Origin of the sequence: Sphingosinithalassobacter sp. LHW66-3 (genome assembly GCF_050703275.1) — a bacterium.
In the GTDB taxonomy this organism is placed as follows: domain Bacteria; phylum Pseudomonadota; class Alphaproteobacteria; order Sphingomonadales; family Sphingomonadaceae; genus Sphingomonas.
On record NZ_CP193482.1, the window covers coordinates 610,867 to 629,275 of the forward strand.

Annotated in this window: 17 protein-coding genes; 11 read left to right on the forward strand and 6 right to left on the reverse strand. The window is 66.5% G+C overall.

Features of this window, described 5'->3' with window-relative positions; genetic code table 11:
* The 4 genes from greA to carA all read right to left on the reverse strand — a co-directional run bounded on the left by greA (position 1) and on the right by carA (position 5,572).
* Complete coding sequence (gene greA, locus ACQ450_RS02875) at positions 1-477, reverse strand: transcription elongation factor GreA (protein ID WP_188055026.1); 477 nt, start codon at positions 475-477, stop codon at positions 1-3.
* Between the two features lie 78 nt (positions 478-555).
* A complete protein-coding gene (carB, locus tag ACQ450_RS02880) occupies positions 556-3,888 on the reverse strand; it encodes a carbamoyl-phosphate synthase large subunit (RefSeq protein WP_431470433.1) in 3,333 nt (1,110 codons plus the stop codon).
* Positions 3,888-4,169 carry a hypothetical protein gene (locus ACQ450_RS02885; RefSeq protein WP_431470434.1) on the reverse strand — a complete coding sequence of 94 codons (282 nt, stop codon included), beginning with the start codon at positions 4,167-4,169 and terminating at the stop codon, positions 3,888-3,890. The genes carB and ACQ450_RS02885 overlap by 1 nt, the downstream gene beginning before the upstream one ends.
* A 146-nt stretch (positions 4,170-4,315) precedes the next feature.
* Entirely contained in the window at positions 4,316-5,572 is a 1,257-nt protein-coding gene (gene carA / locus ACQ450_RS02890) for a glutamine-hydrolyzing carbamoyl-phosphate synthase small subunit (RefSeq protein ID WP_431470435.1), read from the reverse strand.
* A gap of 138 nt (positions 5,573-5,710) precedes the next feature.
* Here carA and ACQ450_RS02895 point away from each other — a divergent pair, with 138 nt between their 5' ends.
* The 7 genes from ACQ450_RS02895 to ACQ450_RS02925 all read left to right on the forward strand — a co-directional run bounded on the left by ACQ450_RS02895 (position 5,711) and on the right by ACQ450_RS02925 (position 13,315).
* On the forward strand, positions 5,711-6,163 hold the full coding sequence (locus ACQ450_RS02895; protein WP_431470436.1) for a GatB/YqeY domain-containing protein: 453 nt from the start codon (positions 5,711-5,713) through the stop codon (positions 6,161-6,163).
* A gap of 56 nt (positions 6,164-6,219) precedes the next feature.
* Complete coding sequence (locus ACQ450_RS02900) at positions 6,220-6,642, forward strand: endonuclease domain-containing protein (RefSeq protein ID WP_431470437.1); 423 nt, start codon at positions 6,220-6,222, stop codon at positions 6,640-6,642.
* Complete coding sequence (gene dnaG, locus ACQ450_RS02905) at positions 6,639-8,519, forward strand: DNA primase (RefSeq protein WP_431470438.1); 1,881 nt, start codon at positions 6,639-6,641, stop codon at positions 8,517-8,519. The genes ACQ450_RS02900 and dnaG overlap by 4 nt, the downstream gene beginning before the upstream one ends.
* 39 nt (positions 8,520-8,558) lie before the next feature.
* The gene (gene rpoD, locus ACQ450_RS02910; RefSeq protein WP_431470439.1) at positions 8,559-10,592 is read left to right on the forward strand and encodes an RNA polymerase sigma factor RpoD; all 2,034 of its coding nucleotides are present in this window, start codon (positions 8,559-8,561) and stop codon (positions 10,590-10,592) included.
* Between the two features lie 321 nt (positions 10,593-10,913).
* The gene (locus ACQ450_RS02915; RefSeq protein ID WP_431470440.1) at positions 10,914-11,579 is read left to right on the forward strand and encodes a DUF6975 family protein; all 666 of its coding nucleotides are present in this window, start codon (positions 10,914-10,916) and stop codon (positions 11,577-11,579) included.
* Positions 11,580-11,663: 84 nt separating this feature from the next.
* Positions 11,664-12,515 carry an AAA family ATPase gene (locus ACQ450_RS02920; protein ID WP_188055035.1) on the forward strand — a complete coding sequence of 284 codons (852 nt, stop codon included), beginning with the start codon at positions 11,664-11,666 and terminating at the stop codon, positions 12,513-12,515.
* A gap of 137 nt (positions 12,516-12,652) precedes the next feature.
* A complete protein-coding gene (locus tag ACQ450_RS02925; RefSeq protein WP_431470441.1) occupies positions 12,653-13,315 on the forward strand; it encodes a hypothetical protein in 663 nt (220 codons plus the stop codon).
* A 49-nt stretch (positions 13,316-13,364) separates the two neighbouring features.
* Here ACQ450_RS02925 and ACQ450_RS02930 read toward each other — a convergent pair whose 3' ends face one another.
* Positions 13,365-13,598, reverse strand: coding sequence for a helix-turn-helix domain-containing protein (locus tag ACQ450_RS02930; protein WP_188055037.1), 234 nt, complete (start codon positions 13,596-13,598; stop codon positions 13,365-13,367).
* On the reverse strand, positions 13,598-14,056 hold the full coding sequence (locus ACQ450_RS02935; protein ID WP_188055038.1) for a DUF2975 domain-containing protein: 459 nt from the start codon (positions 14,054-14,056) through the stop codon (positions 13,598-13,600). Before ACQ450_RS02935 ends, ACQ450_RS02930 begins: the two co-directional genes overlap by 1 nt.
* Positions 14,057-14,142: 86 nt before the next feature.
* Between ACQ450_RS02935 and ACQ450_RS02940 the strand changes: the two genes are divergently transcribed.
* From ACQ450_RS02940 to ACQ450_RS02955, 4 genes are read left to right on the forward strand one after another with little or no spacing between them, the layout of a single operon-like run.
* Positions 14,143-15,030, forward strand: a complete 888-nt coding sequence (locus tag ACQ450_RS02940; RefSeq protein WP_431470442.1) for an ATP-binding cassette domain-containing protein — start codon at positions 14,143-14,145, stop codon at positions 15,028-15,030.
* Positions 15,031-15,037: 7 nt separating this feature from the next.
* Complete coding sequence (locus ACQ450_RS02945) at positions 15,038-15,760, forward strand: ABC transporter permease (protein WP_431470443.1); 723 nt, start codon at positions 15,038-15,040, stop codon at positions 15,758-15,760.
* A 32-nt stretch (positions 15,761-15,792) separates the two neighbouring features.
* A complete protein-coding gene (locus ACQ450_RS02950) occupies positions 15,793-17,193 on the forward strand; it encodes a glycosyltransferase family 39 protein (RefSeq protein ID WP_431470444.1) in 1,401 nt (466 codons plus the stop codon).
* A 36-nt stretch (positions 17,194-17,229) separates the two neighbouring features.
* Positions 17,230-18,408, forward strand: coding sequence for a vWA domain-containing protein (locus ACQ450_RS02955; RefSeq protein ID WP_431470445.1), 1,179 nt, complete (start codon positions 17,230-17,232; stop codon positions 18,406-18,408).
* Position 18,409: the final 1 nt, after the last annotated feature.

Here is an 18,409-nt window from a genome sequence, read left to right on the forward strand (position 1 = left end):
TCAGATGAATTCGATTTTCGAAACCAGATAGTAGCGGTCGCCCGACGGAACGGTGACTTCCACTTCGTCATCGACTTTGCGGCCGATCAGCGCGCGGCCCAGCGGCGAGCTGTAGCTGATCCGACCGGTCTTGGCGTCCGCCTCGGTCTGGCCGACGATCTGGTACTTCACCGGCTTGTCGTCCTCGTCGAGCAGCGTGACGGTCGCGCCGAACACCACCTTGTCGCCCGACAGATCCTTGGGATCGATCACCTGCGCGCGGCTCAGCCGGTCCTCGATGTCGTTGATCGAAGCTTCGATCTGGCCCTGACGCTCCTTCGCCGCGTGATATTCGGCGTTTTCGGAAAGATCGCCGTGCGCGCGCGCTTCCTCGATCGCGTCAACGATGATCGGACGTTCCGCTTTGAGGCGCTTCAGCTCCTCGGTGAGCTTGCTATAGCCCTCCGCCAGCATCGGCAGCTTCTCGACCGTCGCCATACGCTTCGTCCTTCCGACGCCCCCTCCCCAGCCGGCCCCACCCGGAGCCGTCCGCACAGCATAGCCAGTTGCGGGGGATCAATTGTGCGAACGCGAATAATAGGCCTGCAACGGAGATACTTCAAGGGAGTGCCGCGCCAGCGCGGCGATCGCCTGCGCCGCCGCGACGCTCGCCTGAGCGGTTGTGAAATAGGGCACTTTCTTCGCCAGAGCCGAAGCGCGGATCGACGCCGAGTCCTTCAGCGACTGCCAGCCCTCGGTGGTGTTGAAGATCAGCGCGATCCGTCCGTCCTGGATCGCGTCGACGATGTGCGGCCGGCCCTGCGCCACCTTGTTGACTCGCTCCACCGCCACGCCCTGCTCCGCCAGATAGTCGGCGGTGCCGCCGGTCGCGGCGATGGTGAAGCCGTGTTCGGCGAGCAGCCGCACGCCCGGCAGGATCACCGGCTTGTCGCTGTCCTTCACGCTGACGAACAGCGTTCCCGACTGTGGCAGCGTCACACCCGCGCCGAGTTGCGACTTGGCGAAGGCGGTGGCGAAATCGCGATCGATTCCCATCACTTCGCCGGTCGATTTCATTTCGGGGCTGAGTACCGGATCGACGCCCGGGAAACGGCCCCAGGGGAACACCGCTTCCTTCACCGCGATATAGTCGATGTTCCGGTCGATCGCGGGCAGGTCGGCGAGCTTCTCCCCCGCCATCACCCGCGCGGCGAGCTTGGCGATGGGCATGCCGATCGCCTTGGCGACGAAGGGCACGGTGCGGCTCGCGCGGGGGTTCACTTCGATCAGATAGACCTGGCCGTCCTTCACCGCGAACTGGATGTTCATCAGCCCGCGCACCGAAAGCGCGCGCGCCAGCGCCTCGGTCTGACGCTCGATCTCGGCGATGATCTCGGGCGGCAGACTGTAGGGCGGGATCGAGCAGGCGCTGTCGCCCGAATGGACCCCGGCTTCCTCGATGTGCTGGAGCACGCCGGCGACCACGACATCGGTGCCGTCGGCGATCGCATCGACATCGACTTCGATCGCGTCGCGCAGATACTGGTCGATCAGCACCGGCGAGCCAGGCGAGACCTGCACCGCCGTCTCGATATAGTCGTGGAGCTGCTGGGCGCCGTCTACGATCTCCATCGCCCGGCCGCCGAGCACGTAGCTCGGCCGCATCAGCACCGGATAGCCGATCCGCTCGGCCACCGCGACTGCCTCCTCGCGGCTGCGCGCGATGCCGTTGTCAGGCTGGGTCAGCCCCAGCCGCGTCACCAGCGCGGCGAAGCGCTCGCGGTCCTCGGCCAGGTCGATCGCGTCGGGCGCGGTGCCCAGGATCGGGATTCCCGCCTTCTCCAGCGCGCGCGCCAGGTTGAGCGGCGTCTGCCCGCCGAACTGGACGATCACGCCGACGAGCTCGCCGGCCGAGCGTTCGACCTCAAGGATCTCGAGCACGTCCTCGGCGGTCAGCGGCTCGAAATAGAGCCGGTCCGACGTGTCATAATCGGTGCTCACCGTCTCCGGGTTGCAGTTGACCATGATCGTCTCGAAGCCGGCATCCTCCAGGGCGAAACAGGCGTGGCAGCAGCAGTAATCGAATTCGATCCCCTGCCCGATCCGGTTCGGCCCGCCGCCCAGGATCACGATCTTGCGCCGCTCGCTCGGCGCCGCCTCATTCTCGGGTTCGCCGAAGCTGGGTGCTTCGTAGGTCGAGTACATATAGGGCGTCTTCGCCTCGAACTCGGCAGCGCAAGTGTCGATCCGCTTGAAGACGGGACGCACGCCCAAGCGGTGGCGCAGCGCGCGCACCTCGTCCTCGGTCACGCCGCCGGTCATCGCCTTGATCGCTTCGTGGACCACGCCCGAGCCGCGCGCGGCGCTTTCCAGCCCGTCGCGCAGATGGACCGAGCGGAGCGCGAGGAAGGCGAGCCGTTTATCCGAAAAGCCCATCGCCTTGAGGCGACGCATCCCGGCAGCGTCGCGGGGCAAGCCGTTCGCCAGCACTTCGCGCTCGGCGGCGACGATCTCGGAGATCCGCTCGAGGAACCAGGGATCGTAATGGGTGATCGCATTGACTTCCGTGACGGTGAAGCCCTCGCGCAGCGCCTGCGCCGCCACCAGCAGCCTCTCGGGACTGGTGGCGGCAAGCGCCGCTTCGATCTGGGGGCGCGGCGCACCCACCAGCCGCTCGACCTCGTCGAAGCCCGACAGACCCGTCTCCAGTCCGCGCAGCGCCTTTTGCAGCGATTCGTGGACCGAGCGGCCGATCGCCATCACTTCGCCCACCGATTTCATCGCGGTGCCGAGCGACACTTCGGCGCCCTTGAACTTCTCGAAGGCGAAGCGTGGGATCTTGGTAACGACATAGTCGATCGTCGGCTCGAAGCTCGCGGGCGTGGCGCCGGTGATGTCGTTCTCGATCTCGTCGAGCGTGTAGCCGACCGCCAGCTTCGCCGCGACCTTGGCGATCGGGAAGCCCGTCGCCTTCGACGCCAGTGCCGAGGAGCGGCTGACGCGCGGGTTCATCTCGATGACGATCAGCCGGCCGTCCTTGGGATTCACTGCGAACTGTACGTTCGATCCGCCGGTCTCGACGCCGATCTCGCGCAGGCAGGCGATGCTGGCATTGCGCATCACCTGATATTCCTTGTCGGTGAGCGTCAGCGCGGGCGCGACGGTGATCGAATCGCCGGTGTGGACGCCCATCGGGTCGACATTTTCGATCGAGCAGACGATGATGGCATTGTCGTTGCGATCGCGCACGACCTCCATCTCATATTCCTTCCAGCCGAGCAGCGATTCCTCGATCAGCACTTCGGTGGTCGGCGAAGCATCGAGCCCGCCCGCGACGATGCGGACGAACTCTTCCTTGTTATAGGCCACGCCTCCGCCCGTGCCGCCCAGGGTGAAGCTGGGGCGGATGATCGCGGGCAGCCCGGTATGCTCGAGCGCCTCGAGCGCCTCCTCGACGCTGTGCGCCACCGCCGAGCGCGCGCTTTCGAGGCCGATCTTGTCCATCGCCTCGCGAAAGCGACGGCGGTCCTCGGCCTTGTCGATCGCATCGGCATCGGCGCCGATCATCGTCACGCCGAACTTGTCGAGCGTGCCGTCGCGGAACAGCGCCAGCGCGGTGTTGAGCGCAGTCTGCCCGCCCATCGTCGGGAGCACCGCGTCGGGCCGCTCCTTCTCGATGATCTTGGCAACCACCGCGGGCGTGATCGGCTCGACATAGGTCGCGTCGGCCAGCTCGGGATCGGTCATGATCGTCGCCGGATTCGAATTGACCAGGACGATACGATAGCCCTCTTCCTTGAGCGCTTTGATCGCCTGCGTGCCCGAATAATCGAACTCGCACGCCTGACCGATCACGATGGGACCTGCGCCGATGACGAGGATGGAGGAGATGTCGGTGCGTTTGGGCATTACAATTTTCCGTCGGTCTTGAAGCCGGCAGCCACCCAGCGACCGACTAGAAACAGTGGGTAGAGAAGCAATGCCGCAAGTACGCCGAGGAGCACTCGCACCACGAGTTCTGAAGTAGATACGCAGACCTTATATTCAGCTTGAGCCGCGAGCTTGTTACGCGCCATCTCTACATACGTGGTGTCATCATCAGGATCGTCAGGGACTATGCCCTGCTCGGCGAGCGCTGTGAGAAGATGATGCTTCGCTTTTGAAATCTCTTCGGCAGTCGGATCACGCAACAGTCCGTAATCGGTTTTGCTTCGCAGAGTACCGGGGAGACAGGAATTCAAGCGCTCTGCCGACTGGGGCTCAGTCAAGAAAGCTGACCAAGCTGCGAACGCAATGAATAACGCAGTCACAACAAACCATAGCCGCAACCAGCCACTCACATCATCATCCCCACAAACCGCTCGAACAGGTAGAAGCTGTCCTGGGGGCCCGGGCTGGCCTCGGGGTGGTATTGCACGCTGAACGCGGGCTTGTCGGTCAGTTCGATCCCCGCGTTCGATCCGTCGAACAGCGACACATGCGTCTCGCGCGCGTTCGCGGGCAGGCTGTCGCGTGTCACCGCGAAGCCGTGGTTCATGCTGGTGATCTCGACCGCGCCGTCGCTCAGCCGCTTGACCGGATGGTTCGCGCCGCGATGGCCCTGGAACATCTTGGTCGTGGTCGCGCCCACCGCGAGCCCGAGCAGCTGGTGGCCGAGGCAGATGCCGAACAGCGGCTTGCCGGTTTCGAGCAGCCGGCGGATCACCGGCACGGCATATTCGCCCGTCGCGGCGGGATCGCCCGGGCCGTTCGACAGGAAGAAGCCGTCGGGCTCCAGCGCCATCACCTCGTCGAAGCTCGCGGTGGCGGGCAGCACGGTGACGCGCGCGCCGGCGGCGACGAGATTGCGGAAGATGTTGCGCTTCGAGCCATAGTCGATCGCGACGACATGGGGCCTCTTCTCCCCTCCCGCTTCGCGGGAGGGGTCGGGGGAGGGCATGTCGGAAGGTGCGCCGTCCGTGGACACGCCCTCCCCTAGCCCCTCCCGCAAGCGGGAGGGGGACTCGCTGTCGTCATAGCCCTTGCCCAGCCGCCAGATGCCGCCCTGCCAGCCGTAATGCGTCTCGCACGACACGGTCTTGGCGAGGTCCATTCCCTCCAGCCCCGGCCATTCGCGCGCCATCCTGAGCAGCAGGTCGAGATCGAACTTGCCCTCCGCCGAATGCGCGATCACGGCGTTGGGCGCCCCGCCCTCGCGGATGCGGCGAGTCAGCGCGCGCGTGTCGATCCCCGAAAGTCCGATGCGCGCATGGCGCTTCATCCATGCGTCGAGCCGCTCGGCCGAGCGGAAGTTGCTCGGCTCGGTCACATCCTCGCGCACGATGATGCCCAGCGCGTGGGGATCGTTCGCCTCGATATCCTCGGCATTGGTGCCGACATTGCCGATGTGCGGGAAAGTGAAGGTGATGATCTGCCCGGCATAGCTCGGGTCGGTTAGCACTTCCTGATAGCCGGTCATCGCGGTGTTGAAGCACACTTCGCCCACCGCCTGGCCCTGCGCGCCGAAGCCTCTCCCCCAGATCACGTCGCCGCTTGCCAATACCAATACGCCCGTGGCTCCGGCGGGCGCGTGCGAGGGATTGGCGTCGGCCATTTTGGGCGGGCACTCCTATGGGGTCTGGCGATGTCGCTAAGGTGCGGGCGCTAGACCCGCGCGCGGCGCCCGTCAACTGCTTCCCCCGCGCGCCGGCACCGACTATCGTCGCCCGCTTACCGTTCATCGAGAGAGACCATGATTCGCGACGACATCAAAGCCGCGCAGATCGCCGCCATGAAGGCCGGCGACAAGGAAAGCCGCGCCGCCATCAGCCTGATCCAGGCCGCCATCAAGAACCGCGACATCGAGGCGCGCACCGGCGGCGCCCCCGCCGACGACGACGCGCTGGTGGTCGAAGTGCTGCAGAAGATGGTGAAGCAGCGCCGCGAGTCGATCGAGATGTACCGCCAGGGCGGCCGCGAGGAACTTGCCGCCGCCGAGGAACGCGAAGTCGCGGTGATCGAACGTTTCCTTCCCGCGCAGATGAGCGAGGAAGAGACAAAGGCCGCGATCGAGACGATCAAGGCCGATCTCGACGCCCAGGGCATGAAGGACATGGGCCGCGTGATGGCCGAGCTGAAGGCGCGCCACGGCGCATCGCTCGACATGAGCAAGGCCAGCGGGCTGGTGAAGGCGGCGCTGGGGTGAGTCGCGCGCCCGTCCCCGCGGCTCCCCCCCTCCCGCCTGCGGGAGGGGGTCGGGGGGTGGGCCCCCGCCACCGGCTGGAGAGACCGACAGCGAGGGCGCGCGAGCTGCGCAACGATCCGACTGCCGCCGAAGCCCTGCTATGGTCGAAACTGCGCCGGTCGCAGCTAGCCGGGCTCAAGTTCACTCGGCAGAGGCCGATTGCAGGCCATTTCGCCGACTTCGCCTGTCGCCAAGCGAAGCTCGTGATCGAACTCGACGGGAGCCAGCATCAGGAGAGGACGGCGGAGGACGCAGAGCGCACCCGGCGGATCGAAGCGGCGGGCTATCGCGTGATCCGCTTCTGGAACAGCGATTTGGGGAATATCGACGGCGTGCTGGAGGCGATCCTCGCTGCGGCTGGTCGCTGTGGCGCGCGGGCGCCCACCCCCCAGCCCCCTCCCGCGCACGGGAGGGGGAGCCCAACGGACACCAAGCCATGACCCTCTCCCCCGCCTTCCTCGACGAGCTGCGCGCGCGCACCCAGCTTTCCACGCTCGTGGGGAAGTCGGTGAAGCTGCGCCGCGCCGGGCGCGAGTGGACCGCCTGCTGCCCGTTCCACAACGAAAAGACCCCCAGCTTCTACGTCAACGACGAAAAGGGCTTCTATCACTGCTTCGGCTGCGGCGCGCATGGCGATGCGATCCGCTGGATGACCGACCAGCGCGGCCTGCCCTTCATCGACGCGGTGAAGGAACTCGCCGCCGCCGCCGGGCTCGACATGCCGCAGCAGGATCCCCGCTCGGCCGAGCGCGAGCGCCGCGCCAAGGGGCTGCGCGAGGCGATGGAGGACGCCGCCGCCTGGTTTTCCGAGCGGCTGCACGGGATCGAGGGTGCTGAGGCGCGCGCCGTGCTCGAGCGGCGCGGCATTTCCGCCGAGACCGCGCGCGCCTTCGGCCTGGGCTTCGCGCCCGATGCGCGCGGCAAGCTGCGCGCGGCGCTCGCCGACTATGGCGATGCGCTGCTGGTCGAGGCGGGGCTGCTGATCCAGGTCGAGGGCAAGGAGCCCTATGACCGGTTTCGGGGGCGGCTGATGATCCCGATCCGCGACGCGCGCGGGCGGTGCATCGCCTTCGGCGGGCGCATCCTGAGCGATGGTGAGCCCAAATATCTGAACTCGCCCGAGACGCCGCTCTTCGACAAGGGACGCACGCTCTACAATCTCGATCGCGCCCAGTCCGCCGCGCGCAAGGCGGGCCGGGTGATCGCGGTCGAGGGCTATATGGACGTGATCGCGCTCGCCCAGGCCGGCTTCGGCGAGGCCGTGGCGCCGCTCGGCACCGCGATGACCGAGCATCAGCTCGAGCGGCTCTGGCGGATGGTCGAGGTGCCGCTGCTGTGCTTCGACGGCGATGCCGCGGGGCAGAAGGCGGCGGTGCGCGCCGCGCATCGCGCGCTGCCCGGGCTCCAGCCGGGCCGCAGCCTGGCATTCGTGACCTTGCCTGAGGGGCAGGATCCCGACGATCTGGTGCGCGCGCAGGGGCCCGCCGCCTTCGAGGCGCTGCTCGCGGCGCCCGAGCCGCTCGTCCAGCGGCTGTGGGCGCACGAGCTCGCCGCCGAGCCGATCGACACGCCCGAGGCACGCGCGGGGCTGCGCCGGCGGCTCACCGAGCTGGCGCAGACGATCCAGGAGCCGACGGTGCGCTCGGAATATGTCGCCGAGTTTCGCAGGCGATTCGATGCTTTGTTCGCCGCGGCGCCGCGCGGCCAGGGTCAGCAGCGCCAGGCGCGCGGCTTTCGCGACCGGCACGGGAAATGGCAGCCTCCCGAGCGGCCGCTGTCGGCCGTTGCGCGGGGCGTTCATGCCGGGGGGATCGATCCGGTGCTCGCCAAGGCGATCCTTGCCGGGCTGATCCGCCACCCCGCCGAGATCGCCCGGCACATGGAAGTGCTCGGATCGCTGCGCCTGGCCGGCGGCGCGCTCGGGCGGCTGTTCGAAGCCGTCGTCGATGTGGCGCTCGAGGACCGGCAGCTTGATAGCGACCGGCTACGCACCATATTGGCGAAGTCCGGTTTCGACCAGATGGCGGCCGACCTGCTGCGAGCCGACACGCTCCCCTTCTCGTTCACCCGCGCCAATGTGGCGGACGAGGCGCGGGCGCGCGCCGATCTCGACGAGGCGATCGCCGTGATGGTGGCACGGCCTGCAGTGGAAGCGGCGCTTGCCGAGGCAACGGCGGCGATGAACGAGCGTTTGGACGAAGAGACCTATGCTCGGCAGCAGATGCTGCGGGCCCAGCGCCACGAGCTGGACGCGCGGCTTGCAAATCTGCTGCAGGCGGACAAAGACGAGTATAATGGCGGCAGTGCCGACGGCTGAGGGCCGAGGCGCGGCGATAGCGAATTTCGAGGGTTATTGATGGCGAAGGCGAACATGGCGGACGTCGCCGACACGAACGAGGCAAGCGACGCGCCGCTGATCGACCTGAACGAAGGTTCGATCAAGAAGCTGATCGCGCGCGCCAAGAAGCGCGGCTACATCACGGTGGACCAGCTCAACGAGATGCTCCCGCAGGACCAGATGTCCTCCGAGCAGATCGAGGACGTGATGTCGACGCTCAACGACATGGGCATCAACGTCGTCGAGAATGAAGACGCCGGCGAGGATGAACAGCCCGAGGACGACACGCCCGACGAAGTCGACGGCGGCGACGGCCAGGAAGACGCCGCGCCCGCGTTCGAGGCGGCGAAGAAGAAGGAAACCGTCGATCGTACCGACGATCCGGTGCGCATGTACCTGCGCGAGATGGGCGCCGTCGAGCTGCTCAGCCGCGAGGGCGAGATCGCCATCGCCAAGCGGATCGAGGCCGGCCGCGACACGATGATCCTCGGCCTGTGCGAATCGCCGATCACCTTCAACGCGATCATCGGCTGGTCCGAGGCGCTGAACGAAGGATCGATGCAGCTGCGCGAGATCCTCGATCTCGATGCGATGCTCTCCAAGGATCCCGCACCCGAAAGCCTGTCCGACGACGAGGATTCGAACGACAACGAGATTTCGGAAAAGACCGCCGGCCCCTCGTTCAAGGAGGAAGAGGACGTCGAGGAGGAATCCGCCGACGACGACGAGGATTCGATGACCGAGCGCCGCGCGCGCCGGCCTTCCGACGAGGAGGAGGAAGACAACACCCTCAGCCTCGCCCAGATGGAAGAACAGCTCAAGCCGCAGGCGCTCGAGCGGTTCGCGAACATCACGGCGCTCTACAAGAAATTTTCGAAGGTCCAGCAGGCACGCATCGACGCGATGGCGGCGGGCGGCGAACTGACTCCGGCCGACGAACGCAAATATCAGAAGCTGCGCGAGGATCTTACCGCCGAAGTGGAGAGCGTGCAGTTCCACCAGGCCAAGATCGAATATCTCGTCGACCAGCTCTACAGCTTCAACCGGCGCCTTACAGCGCTGGGCGGCCAGATGCTGCGCCTTGCCGAGCGCCACAAGGTGAAGCGCAAGGATTTTCTCGATTCCTACATGGGCAGCGAGCTCGACGAGAGCTGGCTCGGCTCGGTCGCGGGAATCGACAAGAAGTGGAAGGCCTTCGCCGAGAACGAAGGTGCCGCCGTCGATCGCATCCGCACCGAGGTCGCCGAGATCGCCCAGGCCACCGGCATGAGCCTCGACGAATTCCGCCGCATCGTGAACATGGTGCAGAAGGGTGAGCGCGAGGCGCGGATCGCCAAGAAGGAGATGGTCGAGGCGAACCTGCGCCTCGTGATCTCGATCGCCAAGAAATACACCAACCGCGGGCTGCAGTTCCTCGACCTCATCCAGGAAGGCAACATCGGCCTGATGAAGGCGGTCGACAAGTTCGAGTATCGGCGCGGGTACAAGTTCAGCACCTATGCGACATGGTGGATTCGCCAGGCGATCACCCGCTCGATCGCCGATCAGGCGCGCACGATCCGTATCCCGGTGCACATGATCGAAACGATCAACAAGCTGGTCCGCACCAGCCGCCAGTTCCTCCACGAGCAGGGGCGCGAACCCACGCCGGAGGAAATGGCCGAGCGCCTGTCGATGCCGCTCGAGAAGGTGCGCAAGGTGATGAAGATCGCCAAGGAGCCGATCTCCCTCGAAACACCGATCGGTGACGAGGAAGACAGCCATCTGGGCGACTTCATCGAGGACAAGAACGCGATCATTCCGGTGGATGCCGCGATCCAGGCGAACCTCAAGGAAACGGTCACTCGCGTTCTCGCCAGCCTCACTCCGCGCGAGGAGCGCGTGCTGCGCATGCGCTTCGGCATCGGCATGAACACCGACCACACGCTCGAGGAGGTCGGCCAGCAATTCTCGGTCACGCGCGAGCGTATCCGCCAGATCGAGGCGAAGGCGCTGCGCAAGCTCAAGCACCCGAGCCGCAGCCGCAAGATGCGCAGCTTTCTGGACCAGTGAGCTACCTTCCCCTCCGCTTGCGGGAGGGGCCTGGCGGACAGGCGAAGGGCGGGATACTCCCGCCCTTTTTGCTGCGCGCCCATTTCTACGGCGCACGTGCATCGCCGCCCGTTTCCTCTCCGGGGGAGCGGAGCCTCGCTCGATGCTCGACGCACACCGCCAGACAGGACGGAGCGCGCCCGCGTCCCGCGCTGGGACACCGGGTTCGCGGGTGGTAAACGACCCGTAAACCAGCTATTTACGTGCTTCGGTATATCCCTGTGCTTCATGTGGAGAGCGCCCCGACAATTCGGCGGCGGCACTCTTTGAGTTAGGGGGCGTATGCCGTTCGATTCGGTCCAGATCGCGCGTCAGGGAGGCATTTGGGGAGCACTCGATGCCCTCGCCGCATCCGACGGGAGCGCCGGCCATCCTTATGTCGGGCGGCTGCGGCAGAGCATGGAACCGCTGCGCGACCTTGCCGACGCTGCCCATTATCTTTGCCTGCTGCACGGCCGGCATCCCGGCGTGATCGATCATGCGCTCCCGCACGCTCGCGACTCAGTGGAGCGCGCCTGGCTGGAAGCGGCCGCGGAGGCCTTCGCCGCCGAGCGCGCCCTGCTCGTCCAGCTCGTCGCGGCCGCCGGCCCCCTGCCGAGCACGCCCGGACAGGCGGAGAGCGACAACGCCGCGCTGCACCAGCGTCATGCCGTCGAGATGCTGTCGCAATCGGATCGTGCCGGCTGCGCCACCGGAACCGCGCTCGCCCTTGTGCTCGATTGGACCGCGATCCGTGCAGTGCTCAATTCCGCGGCCGAACGGCTCGGTCTCGAGATGCCAGAGACCCGCCTGCCGCCGATCGAAGAGACCGCAAGCGTCGTCGCCGAACTGAGCGGCGAAACGATCATCGAGCGCGCCATCCTGTTCGGTGCGGAGCAGCTGTTCGCCCAGCATCGCGGGCTTTGGGAGTTGCTTGAAGCGCGGATGGAAGCCCGCGGCCGCGCCTAGCGGCGGCCATCGCCGCCATCTCTCCCGGGTTGCGCGCGGCGGCGCGCGCCCGTACCTGCGGTTCGAACATCCGAGAGGAACCGCATGCGCTTCGAAGGCACCCAGAGCTATGTCGCGACCGAGGATCTGAAGGTCGCGGTGAACGCCGCCGTCACGCTCCGCCGCCCGCTGCTCGTCAAAGGCGAGCCGGGAACGGGCAAGACCGTGCTGGCCCATGAGATCGCCAAGGCCGTCGACGCCCCGCTGATCGAGTGGAACGTCAAGTCGACAACCAAGGCGCATCAGGGCCTGTACGAATATGACGCGGTTGCGCGGCTGCGCGACGGACAGCTCGGCGACGAGCGTGTGCACGACATTTCCAACTATATCCGCAAGGGCAAGCTGTGGGAGGCGTTCACGTCGCCGCGCGTGCCGGTGCTGCTGATCGACGAGATCGACAAGGCCGACATCGAGTTTCCGAACGATTTGTTGCAGGAACTCGATCGGATGGAATTCCACGTCTATGAGACCGGCGAGACAGTCCGCGCGCACGAACGCCCGATCGTGGTCATCACGTCGAACAACGAAAAGGAGCTGCCCGACGCGTTCCTGCGTCGCTGCTTCTTCCACTATATCCGCTTCCCCGATCGCGAGACGATGCAGGCGATCGTCGACGTCCATTTCCCGGGCATCCAGAAGCTGCTGGTGAAGAAGGCGATGGACGTCTTCTACGACATCCGCGACGTGCCGGGCCTGAAGAAGAAGCCCTCAACGAGCGAGCTGATCGACTGGCTGAAGCTACTGCTGCACGAAGACATGCCGCTCGACGTGCTCCAGTCGCAGGATCCGTCCAAGGCGATCCCGCCGCTTCACGGCGCGCTGATCAAGAACGAGCAGGATCTGATGCTGTTCGAGCGGCTGGCCTTCATGAGCCGCCGTCAGCAGAACAAGGGCTGAGCGCGACGGTCGGGCCGCTACGCTAAGCCCTTGGTTGACAGTCACCGACTGGAAACGCTTTCGATCTATTCCGGGCTGTGCTCGACGCATGTGCGAGCCGAACCGAAGAGGCGGAAGCGAAGAGGCCGAAGCGAAGCATGAAGCTGCTGCCCCCTCTCGTCGCCCTCCTGGCGCTCACTCTGGGCCTTTTGGGCTGCAACCAGTCGCGCAGAGGCGGGGAGTTGCGCCTGAAGCACAGCGTGACCGTGATGACGCCCGATGGCCCGCGCTCCTTCTTCAGCGTCGTCAGCCTGGATGGAATCCAAGCCTATAATCACGGGTTCGGCGGCTCCGGCTGGGGCGCGATCAGCTGCACGCTGACCGGCGAGGCCGTCCGCGTTCCGATCGGCGGAAGCGACTTCTACTTTCTGTTGGCGCGTCCCGGCGGGTACACGCCGGCCTGGACTCAGATCAAGCTGGTAAAGTCACATTTCGGTCTGCCCAATCACACGGACGACGCGCGTTGGGTGAAGCAGTGGCGCGCGCTTGCGCAAAGCGGCAGCGCCGTCGATCTGGCGCCGGAGGCGTTTCCGGCAATCGCGGTCATGCCCGCCGGGGGATGGATGAACGACGCCCGTCTGGTGTCGCCGGCCGAAGCCGAAACATTGGGGCTGCACGTGCTGCGCTATCGACTTGAAATCACGCGCGAGCCAGTCGGAGCCTATCCAGGCGCGGCGGTGCGCTACCGCGAGCGCGAGCGCACCGCGCCGAACACTGGGATCGGCAGGGAGCTGTTCACGGTCGTCGACGGAATCGCCTAGCGGCGGGTCGCGCCACCGCTTCGCCTGCCAGCCCCCCCCTTTGCGTCACTTACGCCCCAGGCAGATCGAGATCGGCCGTGTCGGCGACATAGCCGAGCAGTGCGCCCGGCTCGCAGTCGAGCACCAGGCACATCTTGGCGAGCGTGGCGAAGCGGATGCCGCGCACCTTGCCCGAACGGAACAGCGAGAGCTGCGTCTCGCTGATCCCGATCCGCTCGGCGAGTTCCTTGCCGGTCATTCCCCGCGCGGCGAGCATCGCCTCCAGCGTCACCGTGACCGGCATCAGATGATCTCGTCGAGTTCGACGCGCATCTCCCCCGCCTGACGCAGCAGTTGGGCGACGAGAACGAGGGTCGCGCCGATCACACCGAGCGTCACTGCCGCGCCGTCGAATCCCAGGATCGTCATCTGGCGCAACAAAAGCCCCGTGAGCAGCGGCGTGCCGATCACATTGAACAGCGCTCCGAAGAACAGCGCCAGCCCCACGCGAAGCAGCAGCCGGGGCACCACCATGTCGAACAACGCGCCGCCCGCCAGCGCCTTGAGCGCCTGACGCACCATCCAGATCGCCCAGACATAAACGTACATCGGGAGATAGAGCAGCAGCAGGCTGGGCGCGAAGCTGGGCGCGCGCACCATTCCCCAGAGCTGTACCAGCGCGAGCAAGAGCAACAGCGCGAAGGGCGCCGTGACGAGCCACATCAGCATGCGCGCACGCTGACGGAGGGAGTGAACAGCCATTGAGACGCTCCAGCGAATTTAATCTTGACTTAAATTCGCACCCACAGCAGCTTTAAGCAAGAGTTAAATCATAGGAGCCGCGACCGATGGTGCCTGCGCTTGAGACCGACCGACTGAGCAAGCGTTTCCGCGAGACGCTGGCGGTGGACGCAGTTTCGATCACCGTGCCGCGCCGCGCGATCTACGGCTTTCTCGGCGCCAACGGCGCGGGGAAGACGACGACGCTCAAGCTGGTGCTTGGCCTGCTGCGTCCCGACGCGGGCAGCATTCGCCTGTTCGGCAACGATCCGGCGCAGGCGCGGCTGCGCATCGGCTCGTTGATCGAGACGCCCTCGCTGTACGACCATCTCACCGGGCGCGAGAATCTCGATCTCACGCGCCGTCTGCTCGGCCTTCCGACGCGCGAGATCGACCGGGTACTCGACATCGTCGACCTGCGCAGCGCGGCGCGGCGGCGCGCAGGGGGATATTCGCTCGGCATGCGCCAGCGGCTGGCGATCGCCCGCGCGCTGCTCGGCGATCCGCGTCTGCTCATCCTCGACGAGCCTTCGAACGGGCTCGATCCCGATGGTATCCGCGACATGCGCACGCTGCTCCGGCGGCTGCCGGAAATCGGCGACGTCACGCTGATCGTGTCGAGCCATCTGCTCGCGGAGATCGAACTGGTGGCGAGCCACGTCGGCATGCTCCACAAGGGAAAGCTGCTCGTCGAAGCGCCGCTCGGCGAACTGACCGCGGCGGGCGGCGCAGTCGAGGTGCGCACGGGCGATCTCGCCGCCGCCGAGCGGATCGTCGGCGAGGCCGGCTTCGCTTTCGAACGTGTGGACGGCGACGCCCCGCTGCTCGTGCGCGGCGCTCCACCGGAGGCGATCGCGGCGCTCCTCGTCAGCCGCGGCCAATCGCTCTCGCACCTTGCGGCACGACGCAACTCGCTCGAGCAAATCTATCATCGGCAAGCTGCCCAGGCAGCGTGAGGAGACCATGATGCTGCACCGCTATCTGATCGTCGAAATCCTCAAGCTGCGCCGTTCGCTCGCGCTGCTTCTCTGCCTGGCGGCGCCCAGCTGCGTCGCGATCCTGAACCTGCTGATCGGCCTCGACAGCGAAGCCCCCGAGATCGAACTCGCGCGGGTCGGCGCCAGCTGCGCGGCGATCTGGTCGTTCGTGATGCTGCCGCTCGCCGTGACGGCACTGAGCGTGCTGATGGCACAGATGGAGCACGGCCCGCGCAGCTGGAACCACCTTCTCACGCTGGCTGGCGCACGCCCCAACGCGTTCCTCGCCAAGGCGCTGGTGATGCTGGTGCTGATCGCCGCGATGTCAGCACTGCTTTGGCTGGAGGCGCTGGGCGCCACCTGGCTCCTCGGGCAGCTGAAGCCACAGGCGACGGGCAGCGCAGAGCCCGCGGCGCTCGCACTCACGCTCGCCAAGATGGCGGTCGCATCGATGCTCGTGGCGATGCTGCAGCTTTGGGTTGCGCTCCGATTTCGCAGCTTCGTGCCGCCGCTCGTCTTCGGGATCGCGGGCACCTTCGTCGCGATCGGCGCCACGACGGCACGGCAGGGCGTCTATTTCCCGTGGCTGCTGGCAGTGAACATCCTTTCGCTGCCCGAGCGCCAGAGCATCGCGCTCTGGCTGGGCAGCCTCGGCGGCGCCGCGGCACTGCTCGCCATGCTGGTCCACCTCAGCCGCCGCGAAGCCTAGCCGAACGTGGAATGCAGAGCTATGCGGCGCCGATGGCGGCACTGCATACCCCGGCCGAACGGCGATTGTGGCTGGCGATCGGAGCATTCGCAGCGTTCGGGCTGGCGCTGCGGATCGCTGCCGGACAGGGCGCGCTCTGGCTCGATGAGGCCTGGTCCGCCTGGTATGCGGATGCGACCGGGACGCCGCTCGGCGTCTTCCTGAACATCAACCACGACAACAATCATCATTTGAACACGCTGTGGTTGCAGCTGGTCGGAGCCGATGCCCCGCCACTCGTGCAGCGCGCGCTCTCGATCCTCACCGGTACCGCCGCCGTTTTCGTCGCCGCGATGATCGCCCGGCGCCAGGGCGCGTGGCCGGCGCTGCTGGCGGCGCTGCTGTTCGCCGTGTCGCCGATGCTGGTGACCTATGGCGCAGAGGCGCGCGGCTATGCGCCGATGCTGCTGGCGCTCCTGCTCGTCACGCTGATCGTGCTGCAGTGGCTCGATGCGCCCAGCGAGCGCCCGCTGCATGCCGGCGGCATCGCCATCGCCGTAGTGCTCGGCATGCTGGCACAGCTCACGATGATCTTCGGCCTCGCCGCGATCGCGGTTGCAGCGGGCGCGGGGCTCCTGCTGCGCATGCCGTGGCGCAGCGCATTGAAGCAGGGGCTTCCGCTGATGCTGGCCTTGTTCGCCCCTGCGCTCGGAGTGATCGCGCTGGTTCTCGGGATCGGCGCCGCGCAAGACGGCTTCCAGTTCGGCAACATCGACACATTCAGCCCCACGGCATGGGCCGAGGGACTGGCGATGCTGCTGCGCTATGCGGTCGGCGGCCCCGTGGCTCTTGCCGTCGCGATCGCGCTGGCCGTGTTCGCGGCGACTCGCTTCAAGTCGCTGACCAGCGACGTGATCCTCTTCGTCACGATGACGGTCGCAGTGCCGCTGGGCCTGCTCGTCCTTCAGTTCGGAAACGGGGGCATGCCGCGATACCATCTCGTCGGCGGCATCGGCTTGCTGATGCTCGCGGCCGTGGGCGGCGGGACGTTGTTCGCCCGGCGCGGCGCCGCGCACTGGATCGCGGCCGCGTGCCTGGTGACGATCACGGCCGGGGCACTGATCGCCGACCGCTCGATCATCGAGAATCGCCGCGCCGATCCGAGCCTCGCCATCGAGGCGATGCAGCGCCGCGCTCCCGCCGGCACGGCGGTGGCAGTCGAGCGCGATCGCGCCTTCGCCGTGCTCGAGATCGCGGCACTGCAGGCGGACTATCCGCTCGTCATCGAAGAAGCCCGCTGCCCGGCCGCGCGCTTCCTGTTCATCGACCGCGACGGCAACCAGCCCTTCCCCGCCCAGCCGCAACGCTGCGGTGTGCGCTTCGCCACGGTCGCGGAGAGCGAAGCCGAAGGGCTGTCGGGATCACATTGGCAGCTCTACCAAGCCATCCCATAGTTGCCCCGGGCCGCCCACAAGCGCACAAGGGGCCCCATGTTCTTTTCCTTCGTCGACGAACTGCGCGCCGCCGGCATCTCCGCCAGCATGAAGGAGCATCTGCTGCTTCTCGAAGCGCTCGACCGTGATGTGATCGAGGCGACGCCCGAAGCCTTTTATTACCTCGCGCGCGCCACGTTCGTGAAGGACGAGGGACTGCTCGACCGGTTCGACCAGGTGTTCGCGAAGGTGTTTCGCGGCATCGCCAGCGACTATGGCGTCGCGCCCGCCGAAATCCCCGAGGAATGGCTCAAGGCCATCGCGGAGAAATATCTCAGCCCGGAGGAGATGGAAGCGATCAAGTCGCTCGGCTCGTGGGACGAGATCATGGAGACGCTGAAGAAGCGCCTCGAGGAGCAACAGGGCCGGCATCAGGGCGGCAACAAATGGATCGGCACCGGCGGCACCTCGCCCTACGGCAACTCGGGCTATAATCCCGAAGGCGTGCGGATCGGCGGCGAAAGCCGGCACAAGCGCGCGGTGAAGGTGTGGGACCAGCGCGCCTTCAAGAACCTCGACAACACGCGCGAACTGGGCACGCGCAACATCAAGGTGGCGCTCCGCCGCCTGCGCCGCTTCGCGCGCGAGGGCGCCGCCGACGAGCTGGACCTGGACGCCACCGTCGCGGGAACCGCGCGACAGGGCTGGCTCGACATCCAGATGCGTCCCGAGCGCCACAATGCGGTCAAGCTGCTGCTCTTCCTCGACGTGGGCGGATCGATGGACCCGTTCATCAAGGTCTGCGAGGAGCTGTTTTCGGCCGCGACCAGCGAATTCAAGAACCTCGAATTCTTCTACTTCCACAACTGCCCCTATGAGGGGGTGTGGAAGGACAATCGCCGCCGCTTCAGCGAACGGACGCCAACGTGGGACGTGCTCCACAAATATGGCCACGACTATAAGCTGGTCTTCGTCGGCGACGCGTCGATGAGCCCCTATGAAATCACGCATCCGGGCGGATCGGTCGAACATTTCAACGAGGAAGCGGGCGCGGCGTGGTTGCAGCGGCTGACCAATACCTATCCGGCCGCGGTCTGGCTCAATCCGGTGCCCGAACAGCATTGGGGCTATTCGCAGTCGGTTCGCCTGATCCGCGAACTGATGACCGATCGCATGTACCCGCTGACGCTCGACGGGTTGGACGAGGCGATGCGGGAACTGAGCCGGAAGCGCTGAC

What these genes read in the sequence shown, in the direction of transcription:
- ACQ450_RS02930 (WP_188055037.1), bottom strand. Translation starts at nt 13,598, where the DNA reads ATGCCGGTCACGGTGACGCTGGAGGCGATGCTCGCCGCGCGGGGAATG.
- carB (WP_431470433.1), bottom strand. Translation starts at nt 3,888, where the DNA reads ATGCCCAAACGCACCGACATCTCCTCCATCCTCGTCATCGGCGCAGGT.
- greA (WP_188055026.1), bottom strand. Translation starts at nt 477, where the DNA reads ATGGCGACGGTCGAGAAGCTGCCGATGCTGGCGGAGGGCTATAGCAAG.
- ACQ450_RS02955 (WP_431470445.1), top strand. Translation starts at nt 17,230, where the DNA reads ATGTTCTTTTCCTTCGTCGACGAACTGCGCGCCGCCGGCATCTCCGCC.
- rpoD (WP_431470439.1), top strand. Translation starts at nt 8,559, where the DNA reads ATGGCGAAGGCGAACATGGCGGACGTCGCCGACACGAACGAGGCAAGC.
- ACQ450_RS02925 (WP_431470441.1), top strand. Translation starts at nt 12,653, where the DNA reads ATGAAGCTGCTGCCCCCTCTCGTCGCCCTCCTGGCGCTCACTCTGGGC.
- ACQ450_RS02945 (WP_431470443.1), top strand. Translation starts at nt 15,038, where the DNA reads ATGATGCTGCACCGCTATCTGATCGTCGAAATCCTCAAGCTGCGCCGT.
- ACQ450_RS02950 (WP_431470444.1), top strand. Translation starts at nt 15,793, where the DNA reads ATGGCGGCACTGCATACCCCGGCCGAACGGCGATTGTGGCTGGCGATC.
- ACQ450_RS02895 (WP_431470436.1), top strand. Translation starts at nt 5,711, where the DNA reads ATGATTCGCGACGACATCAAAGCCGCGCAGATCGCCGCCATGAAGGCC.
- ACQ450_RS02920 (WP_188055035.1), top strand. Translation starts at nt 11,664, where the DNA reads ATGCGCTTCGAAGGCACCCAGAGCTATGTCGCGACCGAGGATCTGAAG.
- carA (WP_431470435.1), bottom strand. Translation starts at nt 5,572, where the DNA reads ATGGCCGACGCCAATCCCTCGCACGCGCCCGCCGGAGCCACGGGCGTA.
- ACQ450_RS02935 (WP_188055038.1), bottom strand. Translation starts at nt 14,056, where the DNA reads ATGGCTGTTCACTCCCTCCGTCAGCGTGCGCGCATGCTGATGTGGCTC.
- dnaG (WP_431470438.1), top strand. Translation starts at nt 6,639, where the DNA reads ATGACCCTCTCCCCCGCCTTCCTCGACGAGCTGCGCGCGCGCACCCAG.
- ACQ450_RS02915 (WP_431470440.1), top strand. Translation starts at nt 10,914, where the DNA reads ATGCCGTTCGATTCGGTCCAGATCGCGCGTCAGGGAGGCATTTGGGGA.
- ACQ450_RS02940 (WP_431470442.1), top strand. Translation starts at nt 14,143, where the DNA reads ATGGTGCCTGCGCTTGAGACCGACCGACTGAGCAAGCGTTTCCGCGAG.